Source organism: Streptomyces sp. NPDC026092, assembly GCF_040638605.1.
GTDB lineage: Bacteria > Actinomycetota > Actinomycetes > Streptomycetales > Streptomycetaceae > Streptomyces.
Map to the genome: position 1 here is coordinate 1 of NZ_JBEZYN010000025.1, position 19,294 is coordinate 19,294.

General features: G+C 72.8%; 17 protein-coding genes. 6 read left to right on the forward strand and 11 right to left on the reverse strand.

All coding sequences use genetic code 11. The features are described 5' to 3' along the window. The first annotated feature begins 537 nt into the window (after positions 1-537). Positions 538-1,536 carry a tryptophan--tRNA ligase gene (trpS, locus tag AB0F56_RS30980; protein ID WP_362015626.1) on the forward strand — a complete coding sequence of 333 codons (999 nt, stop codon included), beginning with the start codon at positions 538-540 and terminating at the stop codon, positions 1,534-1,536. A gap of 46 nt (positions 1,537-1,582) precedes the next feature. Here the strand turns inward: trpS and proC are convergent, their stop codons facing one another. The 5 genes from proC to AB0F56_RS31005 form a co-directional block, all read right to left on the reverse strand. After that, positions 1,583-2,392: a pyrroline-5-carboxylate reductase gene (gene proC, locus AB0F56_RS30985; RefSeq protein WP_362015629.1), complete on the reverse strand. Its 810-nt coding sequence runs from the start codon at positions 2,390-2,392 to the stop codon at positions 1,583-1,585. 84 nt (positions 2,393-2,476) lie between these two features. After that, positions 2,477-3,268 carry an ABC transporter permease gene (locus tag AB0F56_RS30990; protein ID WP_362015631.1) on the reverse strand — a complete coding sequence of 264 codons (792 nt, stop codon included), beginning with the start codon at positions 3,266-3,268 and terminating at the stop codon, positions 2,477-2,479. Continuing rightward, positions 3,265-4,059 carry an ABC transporter ATP-binding protein gene (locus AB0F56_RS30995; RefSeq protein WP_362015634.1) on the reverse strand — a complete coding sequence of 265 codons (795 nt, stop codon included), beginning with the start codon at positions 4,057-4,059 and terminating at the stop codon, positions 3,265-3,267. Before AB0F56_RS30995 ends, AB0F56_RS30990 begins: the two co-directional genes overlap by 4 nt. Positions 4,060-4,178: 119 nt before the next feature. Beyond that, the gene (locus tag AB0F56_RS31000; protein WP_362015849.1) at positions 4,179-4,628 is read right to left on the reverse strand and encodes a hypothetical protein; all 450 of its coding nucleotides are present in this window, start codon (positions 4,626-4,628) and stop codon (positions 4,179-4,181) included. A 130-nt stretch (positions 4,629-4,758) separates the two neighbouring features. After that, positions 4,759-5,058, reverse strand: coding sequence for a peptidase (locus AB0F56_RS31005; RefSeq protein ID WP_362015636.1), 300 nt, complete (start codon positions 5,056-5,058; stop codon positions 4,759-4,761). 161 nt (positions 5,059-5,219) lie between these two features. Here AB0F56_RS31005 and AB0F56_RS31010 point away from each other — a divergent pair, with 161 nt between their 5' ends. Next, positions 5,220-7,355 (forward strand): PQQ-binding-like beta-propeller repeat protein, encoded by a 2,136-nt coding sequence (locus AB0F56_RS31010; RefSeq protein ID WP_362015639.1) that lies wholly within the window; start codon positions 5,220-5,222, stop codon positions 7,353-7,355. Positions 7,356-7,463: 108 nt separating this feature from the next. Here the strand turns inward: AB0F56_RS31010 and ilvD are convergent, their stop codons facing one another. From ilvD to AB0F56_RS31030, 4 genes are all read right to left on the reverse strand, one after another. Beyond that, complete coding sequence (ilvD, locus tag AB0F56_RS31015) at positions 7,464-9,317, reverse strand: dihydroxy-acid dehydratase (protein ID WP_362015640.1); 1,854 nt, start codon at positions 9,315-9,317, stop codon at positions 7,464-7,466. A gap of 162 nt (positions 9,318-9,479) precedes the next feature. Continuing rightward, positions 9,480-10,094 (reverse strand): TetR family transcriptional regulator, encoded by a 615-nt coding sequence (locus AB0F56_RS31020; protein WP_362015642.1) that lies wholly within the window; start codon positions 10,092-10,094, stop codon positions 9,480-9,482. Further along, a complete protein-coding gene (locus AB0F56_RS31025) occupies positions 10,091-10,975 on the reverse strand; it encodes a sugar phosphate isomerase/epimerase (protein WP_362015645.1) in 885 nt (294 codons plus the stop codon). Before AB0F56_RS31025 ends, AB0F56_RS31020 begins: the two co-directional genes overlap by 4 nt. 174 nt (positions 10,976-11,149) lie before the next feature. Then, a complete protein-coding gene (locus AB0F56_RS31030; protein WP_362015647.1) occupies positions 11,150-12,082 on the reverse strand; it encodes a Ppx/GppA phosphatase family protein in 933 nt (310 codons plus the stop codon). 40 nt (positions 12,083-12,122) lie between these two features. Here AB0F56_RS31030 and AB0F56_RS31035 point away from each other — a divergent pair, with 40 nt between their 5' ends. Further along, on the forward strand, positions 12,123-13,052 hold the full coding sequence (locus AB0F56_RS31035) for a hypothetical protein (protein ID WP_362015650.1): 930 nt from the start codon (positions 12,123-12,125) through the stop codon (positions 13,050-13,052). Here AB0F56_RS31035 and AB0F56_RS31040 read toward each other — a convergent pair. Next, the gene (locus AB0F56_RS31040) at positions 13,049-14,779 is read right to left on the reverse strand and encodes a hypothetical protein (protein ID WP_362015652.1); all 1,731 of its coding nucleotides are present in this window, start codon (positions 14,777-14,779) and stop codon (positions 13,049-13,051) included. The two genes, AB0F56_RS31035 and AB0F56_RS31040, sit on opposite strands and share 4 nt — an antisense overlap. 196 nt (positions 14,780-14,975) lie before the next feature. Here AB0F56_RS31040 and radA point away from each other — a divergent pair, with 196 nt between their 5' ends. After that, positions 14,976-16,367 (forward strand): DNA repair protein RadA, encoded by a 1,392-nt coding sequence (radA, locus tag AB0F56_RS31045; protein WP_362015654.1) that lies wholly within the window; start codon positions 14,976-14,978, stop codon positions 16,365-16,367. Positions 16,368-16,490: 123 nt separating this feature from the next. Next, positions 16,491-17,549: a DNA integrity scanning diadenylate cyclase DisA gene (gene disA / locus AB0F56_RS31050; RefSeq protein ID WP_362015852.1), complete on the forward strand. Its 1,059-nt coding sequence runs from the start codon at positions 16,491-16,493 to the stop codon at positions 17,547-17,549. 82 nt (positions 17,550-17,631) lie between these two features. Here disA and AB0F56_RS31055 read toward each other — a convergent pair whose 3' ends face one another. After that, on the reverse strand, positions 17,632-18,459 hold the full coding sequence (locus AB0F56_RS31055; protein WP_362015656.1) for a hypothetical protein: 828 nt from the start codon (positions 18,457-18,459) through the stop codon (positions 17,632-17,634). A gap of 159 nt (positions 18,460-18,618) precedes the next feature. On the opposite strand from AB0F56_RS31055, the gene AB0F56_RS31060 reads away from it, so the two are divergent. After that, positions 18,619-19,281, forward strand: coding sequence for a phosphatase PAP2 family protein (locus tag AB0F56_RS31060; protein ID WP_362015659.1), 663 nt, complete (start codon positions 18,619-18,621; stop codon positions 19,279-19,281). Positions 19,282-19,294 lie beyond the last annotated feature (13 nt).

A 19,294-nucleotide genomic window follows, 5' to 3' on the forward strand; every position in this document is an offset into this window, starting at 1 on the left:
GCTTTCCGGCTTCTTCGGTTTCCCGTTTCGGCCTTCCTGCGTTTCCGACTCTATCAGATCCTTTCGGGCCTGATTCCCAGTCAGAGTGGGTTGTCCTCGCGGCTGTTGGGCCGTTCCGACGAGTGAGACTTTAGCGGATTCCTTGCCCCCGACGCTAATCGGGCGGCTCGCGCTCAAACCTTCGAACGCGGATTCCTCATTTCGCAAAAACGCACGGAAAGCACGACGACGCGACGAAGCGCCGTCAGCTTCAAATGGATCTTGCGGAATCGCTGTCCGGGGCCGACCGGAGTCGGTGCTCACGTCGGACAACTCGGAGAACACTACGGAGCAGGGAATCCCATGTCAACCCCGGTCCTCGGGCGTACCCTCTCCGTATGACCACGCATGCGCACACCACTCAGTGGTGGGCCGCCTGACCCGGCGGCCCCACTAGACGCATGCACTCAGCGGCCGCCGACTCGGCGGCCGTTCGCGTATCCCCCTCCGGGAGTGCGGCCGACGGGTCGGCGCACATCGGAGAGGGAGAACGACGCGATGAAGCGGATCTTCAGCGGGATCAAGCCGACGGGCCATCTGACCCTGGGCAACTACCTCGGGGCCGTACGGCGGTGGGTCGAGGTGGACCAGCACGCGTCGGACTCGCTGTTCAGCGTCGTGGATCTGCACGCGCTGACCGTGGACCACGATCCGGCGCGGGTGCGGCGGCTCAGTCGGCAGGCGGCCACGCTGATGTTGGCCGCGGGCCTCGATCCGAAGCTGTGCACCCTCTTCGTCCAGAGTCATGTGGACGAGCACGCGCGGCTCTCGTATCTGCTGGAGTGCACGGCCACGGACGGCGAGCTGCGGCGGATGATCCAGTACAAGGAGAAGGGTGCGCGGGCGGTGGCGGCCGGGCATGGGGTGCGGCTGTCGTTGCTGACGTATCCGGTGCTGATGGCGGCGGACATCCTGGCCTACGGGACCGACGAGGTGCCGGTCGGTGAGGACCAGACGCAGCACGTGGAGCTGACCCGGGATCTGGCGGTGCGGTTCAACCAGCGGTACGGGCATGTGTTCACGGTGCCGAAGGCGACGCATCCCGTGGTGGCGGCTCGGGTGATGGATCTGCAGGACCCGGGTTCGAAGATGGGGAAGTCGCACGAGAACGGGGCCGGGATCGTCTATCTGCTCGACGACGAGGAGACCGTTCGGCGGAAGATCATGCGGGCCGTGACCGACAGCGGGCGGGATGTCGCCTACGACCGGGAGGGCCGGCCCGGGGTCGCGAATCTGCTCGATGTGCTGGCGGCCGCGACGGGTGGGAACCCGGAAGCCCTGGCCGGTGTATATGAGTCGTACGGATCCTTGAAGCGGGACACGGCGGACGCGGTGGCGGAGCTGCTGCGGCCGGTGCGGGAGCGGCATGCGGAGCTGGCGGCCGATCCGGGGTATGTGGATCAGGTTCTACGGGAGGGAGCCGAGCGGGCCCGGGGGATGGCCCGGCCGTTGGTGGACCGGGCCTATCGGGCGATCGGGTTGATGCCCGCCGGGTGACGGAAGGCGGGCGCGGTGGCGAGGGCGGCCTCGCCACCGGCGTACGTCAGCCGTTGCCGTTGGCGAGTTCGCGGCTGCGGTCGCGGGCCGCTTCCAGGGCGGCGATGAGGGCGGCCCGTACGCCGTGGTTCTCCAGTTCGCGGATGGCGCTGATGGTGGTGCCGGCCGGGGAGGTGACGGCTTCGCGGAGCTTGACCGGGTGCTCTCCGCTGTCGCGGAGCATCACGGCGGCGCCGATGGCGGCCTGGACGATCAGGTCGTGGGCCTGGGCGCGGGGCAGGCCGAGGAGGATGCCGGCGTCGGTCATGGCCTCGACGAGGAAGTAGAAGTAGGCCGGTCCTGAGCCGGAGAGGGCGGTGGCGGCGTCCTGCTGGGACTCGGGGACGCGGAGCGTCTTGCCCACGCCGCCGAAGATCTCCTCGGTGTGCACGAGGTGGTCGGGGGTGGCGTGGCTGCCGGCCGAGATGACGGACATGCCCTCGTCGACGAGGACGGGGGTGTTGGGCATGACGCGGACGACGGGGGTGCCGGTGGTGAGCCGGTCCTCGATGAAGGAGGTGGGGATACCGGCGGCGGCGCTGATGACCAGGCGGTCGGCGGTGACGTGGGGGGCGAGTTCGTCGAGGAGACGGCCCATGTCCTGCGGCTTGACGGCGAGGATGAGGGTGTCGGCGCGCTTGGCGGCCTCGGCGTTGGTGACGGTCTCGACGCCGTAGCGGGCGCGGAGCTCCTCGGCGCGTTCGGTGCGGCGGGCGGTGACCAGGAGGTTGGCGGGGCGCCAGCCGGCCCGGATCATGCCGCTGAGGAGCGCTTCACCGATCTTGCCGGTGCCGAGGACTGCGACGGTCTGGGTCATGGCTCTGTTCACCTCGCCGGAAGGAATACGTGTCGCCATCCTCGCACCGCGCGGGGGCGCGCGGTGCGGGTGTCCGAGGGGCGGTCAGGCCGTGCGGCGGCGGAGGGTGGCCGCGCCGAGGGCGAGGACGAGGAGGGCGCAGCCCGCGACGACGAGGGCGTCGCGGACGAAGGCGCCGGTGATGTCGGGGTTGCGGAGGACCTCGTTCATGCCGTCGACGGCGTACGACATGGGCAGCACGTTCGAGATCCCTTCGAGGACGGGCTGCATCTGGTCGCGGGCGATGAAGAGGCCGCAGAGCAGCAGCTGGGGGAAGATCACGGCCGGCATGAACTGGACGGCCTGGAACTCGGAGGCGGCGAAGGCCGAGACGAAGAGGCCGAGGGCGGTGCCGAGGAGGGCGTCGAGGAGCGCGACCAGGAGGAGCAGCCAGGGGGAGCCGACGACGTCGAGTCCGAGGAGGCCGAGGGCGAGGGCGGTGGCGAGGGCGGACTGGACGATGGCGAGGAGTCCGAAGGCGAGGGCGTAGCCGGCGATGAGGTCGCCCTTGCCGAGGGGCATGGCGAGCAGGCGTTCCAGGGTGCCGGAGGTGCGTTCGCGCAGGGTGGCGATCGAGGTCACGAGGAACATCGTGATCAGCGGGAAGATGCCGAGCAGCGAGGCGCCGATGTTGTCGAAGGTGCGCGGGTTGCCGTCGAAGACGTACCGGAGCAGGAAGAGCATCAGGCACGGCACGAGGAGCATCAGGGCGATCGAGCGCGGGTCGTGACGCAGCTGCCGCAGGACGCGGGCGGCGGTGGCGAGGGTGCGAGAAAGAGAAGGCGCGAAGCGCGGCCTTGGAAGGGTGGTGGTGGGAGACGGGAGGGCGCTGGTCATGGCTGGGGCTCCTGGAGGCGTACGGCTTCGCGGGCGTCGGCGGCGTCGACGAGGTGGAGGAAGGCCTCTTCGACGGTGGCGGTGTCGTTGCGGCGGCGCAGGGCCTCGGGGGTGTCCTCGGCGAGGATGTCGCCGTCGCGCATGAGGAGGAGCCGGTGGCAGCGTTCGGCCTCGTCCATGACGTGGGAGGAGACGAGGATCGCGGCGCCGCGGTCAGCGGCGATGCGGTGGAAGAGGTTCCACAGGTCGCGGCGGAGGACGGGGTCGAGTCCGACGGTGGGTTCGTCGAGGACGAGGACTTCCGGGGTCCCGAGGAGGGCGACGGCGAGGGAGACGCGGCTGCGCTGGCCGCCGGAGAGCCGGCCGGCGAGGGCGTCGGTGTGCGAGGCGAGGTCGACGTCGTCGATGGCGCGGGCGACGGTGGCGCGGCGCTCTTCGCGGTGGGCGCGGCCGGGAAGGAGGACGGCGGCGAAGTAGTCGAGGTTCTGGCGGACGGTGAGGTCGTCGTAGACGGAAGGCGCCTGGGTGACGTAGCCGATGCGGGAGCGCAGGGCGGCGTCGCCGGCGGGGCGGCCGAGGACCTCGAGGGTTCCGGTGACGTTCGCCTGGGTGCCGACGATCGCGCGCATGAGGGTGGACTTGCCGCAGCCGGAGGGGCCGAGGAGGCCGGTGATCCTGCCCGGGGGGACGGTGAAGTCGAGGCCGCGCAGGACGGTGCGGTCGCCTCGTACGACGGTAAGGGCGTGCGCGGAGATCGCTGGGGCCGGGCCCCCTTCCGAGTAATTCATCATGCGTTGAATAATGCTCCTGGGGGATCGGAGCGTCAAGCGTCCGGGCAGGCATCAGAGCCCCGGCCGATGGATCGGCCGGGGCTCTGATGGTGAAGAGGGAGGGGTGGGGCGTCCCCGTACTACGTGCGCTTGGGCTTCTTTCGGGCCGCCGGGTTGCCCGTACGGGTGCCTCGGCGCTTCTCGTACTGCTTGCGGGCCGTCTCGTACTCGGTGCGGCGCAGCTTCTCGCCCGGCGCCTCGATGAAACAGCGGAAGAAGTAGGCGAGGAGGGAGCCGATGAAGCCGATCATCTTGAGGCTGCGCAGCGAGTCCTCGCGGGCCGGGTCGGCCGGGCGGCGGACGAAGCCCTCCCAGGTCTTGCGGAAGGCGATGGCGCTGCAGATCGCGAACATCAGCACCACGAGCATGTTCACGAAGCCGCCGACCTCGGCGATCTCCAGGCCCTGGTAGGCGAAGCGCAGGACGAAGCAGCCCGCCGCGGCGGCGACGAGCGCCCCGAGGGCGACGCCGGCGCGGCGGAGCCCGTACTGCCCGTCGTGCTCCACCCAGGTCGTCCCGAAGAAACGGATCTCCTCGGGCTGCGGCCCCGCGGGAACAGCAGCGGTGCCTGCGGCGCCGGTGTCGGTCGGCTTGGCGGTCTGGTCTTCGTCGCTCACGTGTCGATTATCCCGGATCCCCAGGAAGAGGGGACGGAAGGCGTCAGCCGCAGCGCTTGGCGACGAAGCCGTCGCTGCCCGTCTTCACGTACGCGTCCGAGATGAACTCACCGGCCGCGATGTTGTCCCAGATGTTCGTCGTGCCGTACGGGCCGCTGACGCGTTCGCCCGTCGTCTGGCAGAGGATCGGCACCCGGACGTCCAGGGCGAGCGTCCGCACGATGCGGTGCTGCGTGCCCGGGCCCGAGCGCACGTTCACGCGGTAGCCCGGGGCGACCGGATAGCGCACCGCGCCCATCGTCGACACCCCGGCCTGTTCCGTTCCGGCTGCGGTCTTGTCCATGCCCATCGTGTTCTCCCCCGTTGGCGCAAAAGCGCTCCGATGACTTTCACTCTCCGCGACGCGCAGGCTAGCAAGCCCCACCGACATCCCGTGCGCCATCGACTAGGCTCCGTGCGTCGCGCACGCGCGCGAAGTCGAGCGGAACCACACGGGGGTGGGCGATGCCGCCGTTGCGCAGGACCGGTGCCGACCGGGAAGCGGAAGAGCCCGAGTACGCGGGTGAGTACCGTCTCCAGGCCTGCCTCGGCGCGGGCGGCATGGGCGTGGTGCATCTGGCCACCTCCGCCTCCGGGCTGCGGCTCGCGGTCAAGGTGGTGCACGGACAGTACGCGGAGGACCCCGAGTTCAGGGCGCGTTTCCGCCAGGAGGTGGCCGCCGCGCGCCGGGTGAGCGGCGCCTTCACCGCACCCGTCGTGGACGCCGATCCCGACGCCGAGCGCCCTTGGATGGCCACCCTCTACGTGCCCGGTCCGACGCTCGCCGACCAGGTGAAGCGGAACGGGCCGCTTTCTCCCGCCGAGTTGCGCCGGCTGACGGCCGGCCTTGCCGAGGCGCTCCGCGACATCCACCGGGCCGGTGTCGTGCACCGGGATCTCAAGCCGAGCAATGTGCTGCTGACCGACACCGGGCCGAAGGTCATCGACTTCGGCATCTCCCGGCCGGTCGACAGCGATCTGCACACGGAGACCGGGAAGCTGATCGGCTCGCCGCCGTTCATGGCGCCCGAGCAGTTCCAGCGGCCCCGCGAGGTCGGGCCCGCGGCGGACGTGTTCGCGCTCGGCTCCGTCCTGGTGCACGCGGCGACCGGGCACGGGCCGTTCGACTCGGACAGCCCGTACATCGTGGCGTACCAAGTCGTCCACGACGAGCCGGATCTGACGGGGGTTCCGGACGCGCTCGCTCCGCTCGTCGCGCGGTGTCTGGCCAAGGAGGCGGCGGACCGCCCGACTCCGGCCGAGATCATGGCGGCGCTGCAGCCTCCGTCGTACGAGGCGGCGGCGTTCATACCCGCCCAGCGGCGGCCGCTCACGCTGCCCGACCCGCTCCCTGACGCGTCACCCGCTTCGGGGGCGTGGGACGCCGACACGCCCGTACGGGCCTCGGTGCCGCGCACCCGGCGGAGGCGGCTGGTCCGGCCGTCGGTCGTGGTCGCCGCCGCGCTCGTGGTCCTCGCGGCCGGGGGCGCGTTCGTGGCCCTGCGCGCGGGGGACGGCGACAACCCTGCGCCCCGGTCGCAGCCCGTCGGGGAGGCAGCCTCCTTCGACGGCTGGGAGACCGTGCTGGGGAAGAACGGCGCCCCGGCGTGCGTCACCGCGGCCGACGCGCTCTACTGCTCGGCCCGGGGCGTCCCGCTCGCCCGGCTCGACCCCGCCACCGGCCGCGTGCTCTGGTCCCGGCCCGGGGCGCCCGGCGCACAGGTCACGGCCCCCCTCCCCTTCGGCGGCCTGGTCGGGGCCGTCTCGGACGACGGAACCCTGCGGGTGTACTCCGCCGACCGAGGCGCTCCCGTCTGGGACACCGGCGCCGCCGCACGCCAGGAAGGCGCCAACGCGGCCGGGAACACGCTGCTCTACCCGACCTCCACCTCGGCCGTCCGGGCCGTCGACGGGGACACCGGGAAGCAGCTCTGGCGCCGCGCCCTGGCCGGCTTCACCGCGCCCCTCTTCGGCCCGTACGACGAGAGCTCGGGCCTCGTCGCCGTCTTCGAGACCACGGGCGGCGCCGCCCGCACCACGCTCGGGGCCCTGCGCCCCGAGACCGGCGAGGTCGTCCGGCGGACGCGGCTCGCGGGCGACCTCGTACCCGTGGGCACGAGCGGCGAGGGCGTGGTGTTCCTGCGGTCGTCGAACGCCGACAGCCGGACCGACGCCCTCGTCCGGTACGACCCGGCCGACGGTTCCGCACGCCGTGCCGCCCTGCCGTACCCGCTGGACGACCCGAGGATCGTCGTGGCCGGCGACACCGCCTACCTCCTTGACACCACCGGCCGCCTCACCGCGCTGGACACCGCCGGCGGGCGGGTGCTCTGGGAGCTGGAGACGGCGACGGGGAACATGTCGGCGCCCGTGCTCGGGCCCGATGGGCGGCTCTACTTCTCCGTGGCCGACGGGCGGTTGCTCGCCGTCGACACCGGGCGCGGGGCCCTGCTCGGGCAGACCGGGCCCCGGCTGCGGGACGGGCGGCTCGGGTACGCGGCAACGGTGCCCGCGCCCGTCGTCGTCGGCGACAAGGTGTTCGGGACCGCGCCCGACGGGTCCGTCTTCGCGGTGGACGGGCGGGATCCGGCGGGGTGGTGAACCCCGTGACCCCGTGACCCCGTGACCCCGTGACCCCGGACAGCGAGGAGCGCGGGGAGCGGCCTTTCGGGCCGCTCCCCGCGCTCCGTCTTTCCGAGCTGTGGCGCGTCAGCCGAGCTTCGACACGTCCCTGACCGCGCCCTTGTCGGCGCTCGTCGCCATCGCCGCGTACGCCCGCAGCGCGGCCGAGACCTTGCGCACGCGGTTCTTCGGGGCGTAGACGCCGCCCAGCGCCTCTCGGCGGGCCGCGAGGGTCGCGTCGTCGACGAGCAGCTCGATCCCGCGGCTCGGGATGTCGATACGGATCCGGTCACCGTCCTCGACCAGGGCGATCGTGCCGCCCGACGCCGCCTCCGGCGACGCGTGGCCGATCGACAGGCCCGACGTACCGCCCGAGAAGCGGCCGTCCGTCACCAGCGCGCAGGTCTTGCCCAGGCCCCGGCCCTTGAGGAAGGACGTCGGGTAGAGCATCTCCTGCATGCCGGGGCCGCCGCGCGGGCCCTCGTAGCGGATGACGACCACGTCGCCGTCCTTGATCTGCTTGTTCAGGATCTTCTCGACGGCCTCCTCCTGCGACTCGCAGACGACGGCCGGGCCCTCGAAGGTCCAGATCGACTCGTCCACGCCGGCCGTCTTCACGACACAGCCGTCGACGGCCAGGTTGCCGCGCAGGACCGCGAGGCCGCCGTCCTTGGAGTACGCGTGGGCCGCGTCGCGGATGCAGCCGCCGGCCGCGTCCGTGTCCAGGGTGTCCCAGCGCTCGGACTGCGAGAAGGCGGTCGCCGAGCGGACGCAGCCGGGGGCCGCGTGCCACAGCTCGACGGCCTCCTCGGACGGGGAGCCGCCGCGCACGTCCCAGGTCTCCAGCCACTCCTTGATGGAGCGGGAGTGGACGGTGTGGACGTCCTCGTTCAGCAGGCCGGCGCGGTACAGCTCGCCGAGGATGGCGGGGATGCCACCGGCGCGGTGGACGTCCTCCATGTAGTACGTGCCGCCGGGCGCCACGTTCGGGGCGACCTTGGCCAGGCACGGCACGCGGCGCGAGACCGCGTCCATGTCGGAGAGGCCGTAGTCGAGCTCGGCCTCCTGGGCGGCGGCGAGCAGGTGCAGGATCGTGTTGGTCGAGCCACCCATGGCGATGTCCAGGGCCATGGCGTTCTCGAAGGCCGCGCGGGTCGCGATCGAGCGCGGCAGGACGGAGTCGTCGTCCTCGTCGTAGTAGCGGCGCGTGATGTCGACGACCGTGCGGGCCGCGTTCTCGTACAGCGCCTTGCGCGCGGTGTGGGTGGCGAGGACCGAGCCGTTGCCGGGGAGGGAGAGGCCGATGGCCTCGGTCAGGCAGTTCATCGAGTTGGCGGTGAACATGCCGGAACAGGACCCGCAGGTCGGACAGGCGTTCTCCTCGATACGGAGGATGTCCTCGTCCGAGATCTTGTCGTTCACGGCGTCGGAGATCGCGTCGACCAGGTCGAGCGTACGGACCGTGCCGTCGACCAGCGTGGCCTTGCCGGACTCCATCGGGCCGCCGGAGACGAAGACCGTCGGGATGTTCAGGCGCAGGGCCGCGTTCAGCATGCCCGGGGTGATCTTGTCGCAGTTGGAGATGCAGATCAGGGCGTCCGCGCAGTGCGCCTCGACCATGTACTCGACGCTGTCCGCGATCAGGTCGCGGGAGGGCAGCGAGTACAGCATGCCGCCGTGGCCCATCGCGATGCCGTCGTCGACGGCGATCGTGTTGAACTCGCGCGGGATGGCTCCGGCCGCCGTGATGGCCTCGGAGACGATCCGGCCGACCGGCTGGAGGTGGGTGTGGCCGGGGACGAACTCGGTGAACGAGTTGGCGACGGCGATGATCGGCTTCCGGCCGATGTCCGCGCCGGGTACACCGGAGGCGCGCATAAGGGCGCGTGCGCCCGCCATGTTGCGGCCGTGGGTGACTGTGCGGGACCTCAGCTCGGGCATCGTCGCTCGCTCCTCAGTGATGCTCAGTGATGATGGGGGTGCTTGGTACGAGCGTACGCCGACCGCCCAAGATCTGGACGGCGTGTCCGGATGCCGGACGCGCTGTTCAGCCTTCGGTCAGGCTCCCCCGAGGGATCCGGTCAGGGCCCGGTCAGGGTCCGCTCAGGCTTCCGTGAGGTAGCGCTGGAGGGTCGGGGCCACGTGGGCCACGATCTCCTCCGGGTCCGCGGAGGCCAGCGGCTCGACCTGGATGACGTACCGCAGGATCGCGATCCCGATCATGTGGGAGGCGGCGAGTTCCGCGCGGAACTTCGGGTCCGGTACGTCGAGGTCGGCGGCGATCCGCTCCAGGAGCCGGCGCAGGACGAAGGTGCGCAGCACCTTCGCCGCCGCCTCGTGGGTCAGCGCGGAGCGGACGATCGCGAGGAGCGGGGCGCGGCTGACCGGGTTCTCCCAGACGCCGATGAAGTAGCGGGCGAGGCGCTCGCCGATCCCGTCGCGGGGGCCGCCGAGGATCGCGGGGAGGACGAGGGCGGGTTCGAAGGAGACCTCGATCGAGGCGGCGAAGACCTCGTCCTTCGTACCGAAGTAGTGGTGCACGAGCGCCGGGTCCACGCCGGCCGCCTTGGCGATGGCGCGCACGGAGGTCTTGTCGTAGCCGCGCTCGGCGAACTGGGCGCGGGCGGCCTCCAGGATGCGCTCGCGGGCGCCGGGTCCGCTCTCCTCCTCGGTACGGGAGGGACGGCCGCGACGGCGCGGGGCGGCCGGTCCGGTCATGGGCGGGGCGCTCCGGAGGGCCGGGACGAGGAGCCGGAGCCGGTGGACCTGGCGGAGCCGGTCGAGCTCGCGGCCGTGGCGGAGGCCAGATGGAGGCGGGTGAAGGCGAGGGCCTCCGCGAGGTCCGCCTCGCGCTCGGCCGCCGACATCGCGCGCCGGGTGTTGACCTCGATGACCACGTGACCGTCGAAGCCGGTGAGCGCCAGGCGCTCCAGGAGCTCGGCGCAGGGCTGGTTGCCGCGGCCGGGCACGAGGTGCTCGTCCTTGGCCGAGCCCTTGCCGTCGGCGAGGTGGACGTGGCCGAGGCGGTCGCCCATGCGGTCGATCATGGCGAGGGCGTCCGTGCGGGCGGTGGCGGTGTGCGAGAGGTCGACCGTGAAGTGGCGGTAGTCGTCCTTGGTGACGTCCCACTCGGGGGCGTACGCGAGCATCTCGCGGTCCTTGTACCGCCAGGGGTACATGTTCTCGACGGCGAACCGTACGTCCGTCTCGTCGGCCATCCGCCAGATCCCGGTCACGAAGTCGCGGGCGTACTGGCGCTGCCAGCGGAACGGCGGGTGGACGACCACCGTGGAGGCGCCGAGCCGCTCGGCCGCCGACCGGGCGCGCTGGAGCTTGACCCACGGGTCGGTGGACCAGACGCGCTGGGTGATCAGGAGGCAGGGCGCGTGGACGGCGAGGATCGGGACCTGGTGGTAGTCCGAGAGCCGGCGCAGGGCCTCGATGTCCTGGCTGACCGGGTCGGTCCACACCATGATCTCGACGCCGTCGTAGCCGAGGCGCGCGGCGATCTCGAAGGCCGTCGCCGTCGACTCCGGATAGACCGAGGCCGTCGACAGCGCGACCTTCGCATCCGGGATGCGCACGACTGGTTCTGCCACGAAGGACAGGGTACGGGGCGGGGCCGGGACCGGGGAGGTGGTTCCGGTCACGGTGGGGGGCGTGGGCGGGTCGCTCGGGGGCGGGCCGGGGGCACGCGCGCGTGGACGGACCGGGCGCCTCACGCGCGCGTGGCGGCCGTTCGGGGCGGGTGCTCCTCCGGCCGGTGGTGGCGGCTACTCCTCCGGCAGGTGGTCCAGGCGGCGCAGGATCACGCCCTCGCGCAGGGCCCAGGGGCAGATCTCCAGCTCGTCGACGCCGAAGAGGTCCATCGCGGCCTCGGCCACGAGGGCGCCCGCGAGCAGCTGCGGCGCGCGGCCCTCGGAGACGCCCGGCAGGGCCGCCCGCTGGTCGGCGGTCATGACGGCGAGCTTGGGGACCCACTCCTCCAGGGACCTGCGGGTCAGCAGGCGGTCGACGTAGAGCCCCTCCCCGGAGCCGGGGGCGCCGGCGATCCGGGCGAGCTGCTTGAAGGTCTTGGACGTGGCCACGACATGGTCGGGCTTGCCGAAGCGGCTGAACTCGCCGACCGTACGGGCGATCTGGGCGCGTACATGGCGGCGCAGCGCCCGTACGTCCGCCTCCTCGGCCGGGTCTCCGGGCAGCCAGCCCGACGTGAGCCGTCCCGCGCCGAGCGGCAGCGAGACCGCCGCGTCCGGCTCCTCGTCGATGCCGTACGCGATCTCCAGCGAGCCGCCACCGATGTCGAGCAGGAGCAGCTTGCCGGCGGACCAGCCGAACCAGCGGCGTGCGGCCAGGAAGGTGAGCCGCGCCTCCTCCTCGCCGGTGAGGACCTGGAGGTCGACACCGGTCTCGTCCCTGACCCGGGCGAGCACGGCGTCGGCGTTCGTCGCCTCGCGGACCGCCGACGTCGCGAACGGCAGGACCTCCTCGCAGCCCTTGTCCTCGGCCGCGGCCAGGGCGTCCCGCACGGTCGCGATGAGCAGCTCCACGCCGCCGGGAGCGATGGCGCCCCCGGCGTCGAGGAGCTGCGCCAGCCGCAGGTCGGCCTTGTGGGAGTGGGCGGGCAGCGGGCGGGCGCCGGGGTGGGCGTCCACCACCAGCAGGTGCACTGTGTTCGAACCGACGTCGAGGACTCCGAGTCTCATGGACGGAACGCTACTGCGCCCGCGCGCATACGCTTGGCGTGTGCCAAAGACGAAAAAGGCGAAGCCGGGCAAAGACAGCGGCGGCGACAGCGCCACGAAGTCTCCCAAGCCCCCCAAGGACCTCAAGACCTCCAAGGACTCCAAGGCCTCGAAGGAAGCCGCGAAGGCCTCCAAGGTCACGATCAAGCAGGGCACGGTGTCCGGAGTGGGCAGCGAGCCGGACGAGAAGGGGCTGGACTTCGCGCGCGCCTGGGTCGAGTTTCCCGACCCGGCCGACGACGAGCAGATCTTCCGCTGCGACCTGACCTGGCTGACCTCGCGCTGGACGTGCATCTTCGGCAGCGGCTGCCAGGGCATCCAGGCGGGCCGCGCCGACGACGGCTGCTGCACGCTCGGCGCGCACTTCTCGGACGAGGAGGACGAGCAGCGGGTCGCCTCGTACGTGGAGCGGCTCACGCCGGAACTGTGGCAGTTCCACGACGTCGGTACGGACTCGGGCTGGGTCCAGCTCGACGACGACGGCGACCGGCAGACCCGGCGCTGGAAGGGGTCCTGCATCTTCCAGAACCGGCCCGGGTTCGCGGGCGGCGCCGGCTGCTCGCTGCACATCCTCGCCCTCAAGGAGGGCAAGGAGCCGCTGGAGACCAAGCCTGACGTCTGCTGGCAGCTGCCGGTGCGCCGGACGTACGAGTGGATCGACCGGCCCGACGACACCCGGATCCTGCAGGTGTCGATCGGCGAGTACGACCGGCGGGGCTGGGGCCCGGGCGGTCACGACCTGCACTGGTGGTGCACGTCGGCGACCTCGGCGCACGGGGCCGGGGATCCGGTGTACGTGACGTACCGGCCGGAGCTGACCGAGCTGATGGGCAAGGCGGGGTACGACGTGCTGGTCGAGCTGTGCGAGGCGCGGCTCGCCTCCCAGCTGCCGCTGCTGGCCCCGCACCCGGCGGACCCGCCGCGCTCCTAGGAGGCGGGCGGGGAGTCCGAGCCGCTCGGGGTTCCCGGGTCCGTGGACGTCGGGGGCTCCGTCGTCGGGGTCGGGTCCGTCGTGGGCGGCGGGGTCGTCGGCTCCTCGGTGGGCGGGGGTGTCGTCGGCTCCGTCGTCGGGGGTGTCGTCGGGGGCTCCGTCGTGGGCGGCGGAGTCGTCGGCTCCTCTGTGGTCGGCGGGGGCTCCTCCGTCGTCGGGGGCGCCGGGGTGGTCGCCCCGCGACCGTCGATCCGTACGACCGCGCCCGACGGGTTCACGCCGACCCGGGCGGACCAGGCGCCCGCCGGTTCGCGCGCCTGGTCGACGGAGATCCGTACCGTCACCGACTCGCCCGGGCGCAGCGTGCCCGAGGCCCGGTCCACGTACAGCCAGGGCGCGTCCGACCAGAGCGCCCAGGAGACGGGCGAGCCGCCGGAGGCGGTGAGGGTGAGCAGGGTGGTGTCGCCGTTGCCCCGGGCCGTGACCGTGATCCGGCCGGGGCTCGCCTCGCCCGGCGCCGAGGGACCCACGGGGCCGCCGGGGCTGATCACCTCGACCGAGACGTCCGGGGACCGGCTGCCCTGGGTGAAGCGCGGGTCGGGGGTGGTGCGGGCGTTGCCCGCGTTCTCGTAGTGGTCGTACGGGGAGCCGTCGAGGCCCGCCGGTTCGTCCGCCTCGCTCGCGCTGACCGGGGCGCCGGCGCGGGCCTCGCCCGCGACGGGACCGCTGCGGTACGAGGCCCAGAGGGCGAGGACGGGGGCCGCGACGACGGCGGCCACGACGGTGGTCGTCACCGCGCGGGCCCGCATCCGGTCGCGGCGGGCCGCGTGGTCCTTGGGGTCCAGGGGGAAGCCCGCGGGCCCGAAGCGCGGGGCGCCCGCACGCGCGCGTGGGGCGTGCAGCATCGCCACGTACGCGGCCGCCCTGGGCGCCTCGACCAGCGGGAGCCGGGCCGGGGTGGGCGTGGTCGCGCCGGGCCACGGGCCGCTCGCACCCGCCCGCTCGGCGGCCCGGCGGCAGCGCGGGCAGTCGTCGACGTGGCGGACGAGCTCGGCGCGCAGGGCCGTGGAGAGCAGCACCTGGTGGTCGCCGGTGAGCCGGGCGACGGTGGGGCAGTTGCCGGTCTCGACGACCGCGAGGGCGGCCCGGGTGCGCTCGACCTCGCAGGCGGCCGAGGAGAGCAGCTCGCGGGCGGCGAGCGGGTCGAGGGAGAGCACGGCGGCGACCGCGCGGTGGCTGAGGCCGTGCCGGACGGCGAGCTCCAGCGCCTCGCGCTGCTCGGGAGTGGTGCCGGCGGCCTCCGGCCAGGCGAGGACGGCCAGTTCGGCGCGGCGTCGCTCGGCGACCTCCTCGGAGACCCGGGTCGGCTCGGGCGCGGCGACCGGCGGGCGGCCGGTGTGCGCGCCCTGCCGCTTGGCGCGCTGCTCGCCGAGGCTGCGCAGACAGGCCCAGCGGGCGAGCGCGTACAGCCAGGCCCTGCGCCCGTCCTCGTCGGACGGGCAGCGCCCGCGGTGGCGCTCGGCGACGGCGAGGACATCGCCGAGGACGGCGGTCGCGGCGTCGTGGTCGCAGAGCACCGAGAGGCAGTAGGTGAACAGGCCGTCCAGATACGCCTCGTAGCGGGCGGGCGGGTGCTGGCCGAGTGTGCGGGGGCTTTCGGCCGCCCGCCGGTGCGCCCGGTGTGCGCCGGTGGTGTGGGTGGGGGGTTCCAGCCTGCTGCTCGTCACTGGGCGACCGTAGGCAGGGCGGGGCGGGGTCTTCGTACCGCTTGAACTCTTTTAATCCTTACGGGTGAAGGTATCCCTCAAAAGGGGACACGAACACGGCATTCCGCTGCCGCGAGGGCGGCGTGGGACCGCCGTCGGACCGCCCCCGCTCCCGGCTCCGCGTCCGCTGTCAGTGGGGGCGGCTACGGTGTGGCGCATGGCTGCCCGTACGAAATCCGCCAAGGACCGGCCGTCCTACCGCTGCACCGAGTGCGGTTGGACGACCGCCAAATGGCTCGGCCGTTGCCCCGAGTGCCAGGCCTGGGGGACGGTCGAGGAGTACGGCGCGCCCGCCGTCCGCACCACCGCCGCCGGCCGGGTCTCCACCGCCGCGCTTCCCATCGGCCAGGTCGACGGCCGCCAGGCCACCGCGCGCTCCACGGGCGTGGACGAGCTGGACCGGGTCCTGGGCGGCGGACTGGTGCCCGGCGCGGTCGTCCTGCTCGCGGGCGAGCCCGGCGTCGGCAAGTCCACGCTGCTGCTCGACGTCGCCGCGAAGGCGGCCAGCGACGAGCACCGCACGCTGTACGTGACCGGTGAGGAGTCCGCGAGCCAGGTCCGGATGCGGGCCGACCGGATCAACGCGCTGAGCGAGCACCTGTACCTGGCCGCCGAGACCGACCTGTCCGCCGTGCTCGGGCACCTCGACGCCGTGAAGCCGTCCCTGCTGATCATGGACTCGGTGCAGACCGTCGCCTCCCCGGAGATCGACGGGGCGCCGGGCGGCATGGCCCAGGTGCGCGAGGTCGCCGGGGCCCTGATCCGGGCCTCCAAGGAGCGGGGCATGTCCACGCTCCTCGTGGGCCACGTCACCAAGGACGGCGCCATCGCGGGGCCCCGCCTCCTGGAGCACCTGGTCGACGTCGTCCTGAGCTTCGAGGGCGACCGGCACGCGCGCCTGCGCCTGGTCCGGGGCGTGAAGAACCGGTACGGGGCGACGGACGAGGTCGGCTGCTTCGAGCTGCACGACGAGGGCATCACGGGCCTGGCCGACCCCTCGGGCCTCTTCCTGACCCGGCGCGACGTGGCCGTGCCCGGCACGTGTCTGACGGTCACCCTGGAGGGCCGCCGGCCGCTGGTGGCCGAGGTGCAGGCGCTGACCGTCGACTCCCAGATCCCCTCGCCCCGGCGGACCACCTCGGGCCTGGAGACCTCCCGGGTCTCGATGATGCTGGCCGTCCTGGAGCAGCGCGGCCGGATCACCGCGCTGGGCAAGCGGGACATCTACTCGGCGACGGTGGGCGGTGTGAAGCTCTCCGAGCCCGCCGCCGACCTGGCCATCGCGCTCGCGCTGGCCTCCGCCGCCAGCGACACGCCCCTCCCGAAGAACCTCGTCGCGATCGGCGAGGTGGGCCTCGCGGGCGAGGTCCGGCGGGTGACGGGCGTGCAGCGGCGGCTCGCGGAGGCGCACCGCCTGGGCTTCACCCACGCATTGGTTCCCACCGATCCGGGGAAGATCCCGGCGGGAATGAAGGTCACGGAGGTGGCCGACATGGGCGACGCGCTGAGGGTGCTGCCGCGGGGAAGGCGGCCCGCGGAGGGGTCCTGACGGACGGGTGCAAACGGTGTGCGAATCCCGCGCGGGGCGGTGTCGCTAGACTTTGCCCTGGTCTCGCCCATCCGTACGAGCCGGAGGAGAGCAGTGGCAGCCAAGGACGGGAACGAAGCGCTGATGCGCGCGGCCCTCAGCGCGGTCGCTCCCGGCACCGCACTGCGTGACGGCCTCGAGCGCGTTCTGCGGGGCAACACCGGTGGTCTGATCGTGCTCGGCATGGACAAGACGGTGGACTCGATGTGCACCGGCGGCTTCGTGCTCGACGTGGAGTTCACGGCGACGCGCCTGCGCGAGCTGTGCAAGCTCGACGGCGGGCTCGTCCTCGACAAGGACATCTCCAAGATCCACCGGGCCGGTGTCCAGCTCGTTCCGGACGCCTCCATCCACACCGAGGAGACCGGCACCCGCCACCGCACGGCGGACCGGGTCTCCAAGCAGTGCAACTTCCCGGTCGTCTCGGTCTCCCAGTCGATGCGGCTCATCGCGATCTACGTGAACGGTGAGCGCCGCGTCCTGGAGGAGTCCGCCGCGATCCTCTCCCGGGCCAACCAGGCCCTCGCGACCCTGGAGCGGTACAAGCTCCGGCTCGACGAGGTCGCCGGCACGCTCTCCGCCCTGGAGATCGAGGACCTGGTGACCGTCCGGGACGTCACGGCCGTCGCCCAGCGCCTGGAGATGGTCCGCCGGATCGCCACCGAGATCGCCGAGTACGTCGTCGAGCTCGGCACCGACGGCCGGCTTCTCTCGCTCCAGCTGGACGAGTTGATCGCGGGCGTGGAGCCCGAGCGCGAGCTCGTCGTCCGGGACTACGTGCCGGAGCCGACGGCCAAGCGCTCGCGCACGGTCGCGGAGGCGCTCACCGAGCTCGACGCGCTCTCCCACGCCGAGCTGCTCGAACTGCCCATCGTGGCCCGCGCCCTGGGCTACAGCGGCTCCCCCGAGACCCTCGACTCCGCGGTCTCGCCGCGCGGCTACCGGCTCCTCGCCAAGGTCCCGCGGCTGCCCGGCGCGATCATCGAGCGGCTCGTGGAGCACTTCGGCGGCCTGCAGAAGCTGCTCGCGGCCAGCGTGGACGACCTCCAGACCGTCGACGGCGTCGGCGAGGCGCGGGCGCGCAGCGTCCGCGAGGGCCTCTCCCGGCTCGCGGAGTCCTCGATCCTGGAGCGGTACGTCTAGGAGCGCGCAGGCCTAAGGGCGCGCACAGCACGCGGAAGGGGCGGTACGGGATCGGATCCCGTACCGCCCCTTCCGCGTGGCGTCAGTCCTTCGCCAGCGTGAACACGGCCGGAGTCACCTTCACGCCCGGCACGGCCGCCTCCGCCAGGTACGTTCCCGGCCCCACCGGGCCCGCCGGGGGCGTGGCGCACTGCGGGGCGCTCCGGGCGCGGTCCCACTCCACGGTGTGCGTGATCGTGGAGCCCGCCGGGATCCGGAGCAGGACGGCGTCGGCCGGGCGCGGGCAGTCCTGCGAGGACCAGACCTCGTCGTCCTTGTTGTCACTGATCGTCAGGACCGCGCTCTTCGGGCCGAAATCGGCCTTGCACTCGGTGGCCGAGGTGTTCTTGGCGACCAGCTGGAAGCGCGGCTTCTCGCCCGGCGCGTACGAGACCTTGGCGCTGCGCAGGGTCAACTGGAGTGCGCCGGGGGCGCAGTTCGGCAGCGGAGAATTGGCCGGAACCTGCTGCCCCGCGCCCGTACCCGCACCGCCGTCGCCGCCCCCGCCGTCGGTGTCGCCGTTCTTGCCGCCGCCCTCGGCGCCGGCGTCCGCGCCCGTGCTCGTACCGGCGCTCGCCCCCGCGTCCGTACCGCCGTCGCCACCGGAGTTGTCACCGGAGTCGCCCGACTCGTCGCGGCCGCCCGGGTGTTGGCTGATCGCAGGACCGGAGCCGGACGGCCCGGGGGTGATCGAGGGCGCGGGAGAAGAGCCGTTGGCGGCGTCGTTGCCCTTCTTCCCGCCGCCGCCACCGGAGGTGACGACCCAGAGGGCGACCAGTGCCACGAGGGCGATCAGGCACAGCGCGACCGCCCTCCGTCGCCAGTAGATGGAGGAGGGAAGCGGCCCGACCGGATTGCGCAGTGATCCCACGCCACGAACCTTACGAGAGATCGGCGCCAACTCCCGCCCCACCCGCCGCCCCAGGCATCAAGTTTTGCCGATGATCACATCCACCCCACTTTCGTCAGGGGTGGTCGTGGTCCTTCGGCCCGGGTGGAGGGCATCGGCCGGCGCCTAGCGTCGCCTGCCATGGACACCCTCGACACCGTCTCCGACGATCTCTATCGCGACGTCACGGACTTCGCCCACTCCACCCCGCACTGGTTCCGGCTGCTCGCCGAGGTGTGGACGGAGGCCGGGCTGCTCCTCTTCGGCGTGCTGTTCCTGGCCGGCTGGTGGCGCGCCAGGTCCGCGCAGGGCGGCGCGATGGCGCTCGCGCTGCTCGCCCCGCTCGCGACGGCCTTCGGGTACGTGGTGAGCGAGGCGCTCAAGTCGGTGGTGGACGAGGAGCGTCCGTGCCGGGCGGTCGTCGGCGCGCCCGCCTCGCTCGTGCCGTGCCCGCCGACCGGCGACTGGTCCTTCCCCAGCAACCACGCCGCCATCGCGGGGGCGGCGGCCGTGGCGCTCGCGCTGTCCTGGCGCGGGCTCGTGTGGCTGACCGTGCCGATGGCGCTGCTCATGGCGTTCTCCCGGGTCTTCGTGGGCGTCCACTACCCGCACGACGTGGTCGTCGGCCTGATGGTCGGCGGGGCGGTCGCGTTCCTGGTCGTCAAGGGGGCGAACCGGCCGGTCCGGGCGCTGGTGGAGACGGCGCGATCGAGCCGGAACGGCGCCGTGGTGTGGTGCGCGGGGCGCGGGCCGCGCTCGCATGCCTCCCCGCGCCCCGGGGGCGTACGCCACGGCGCGTACTGAACGCGCGTGGGGC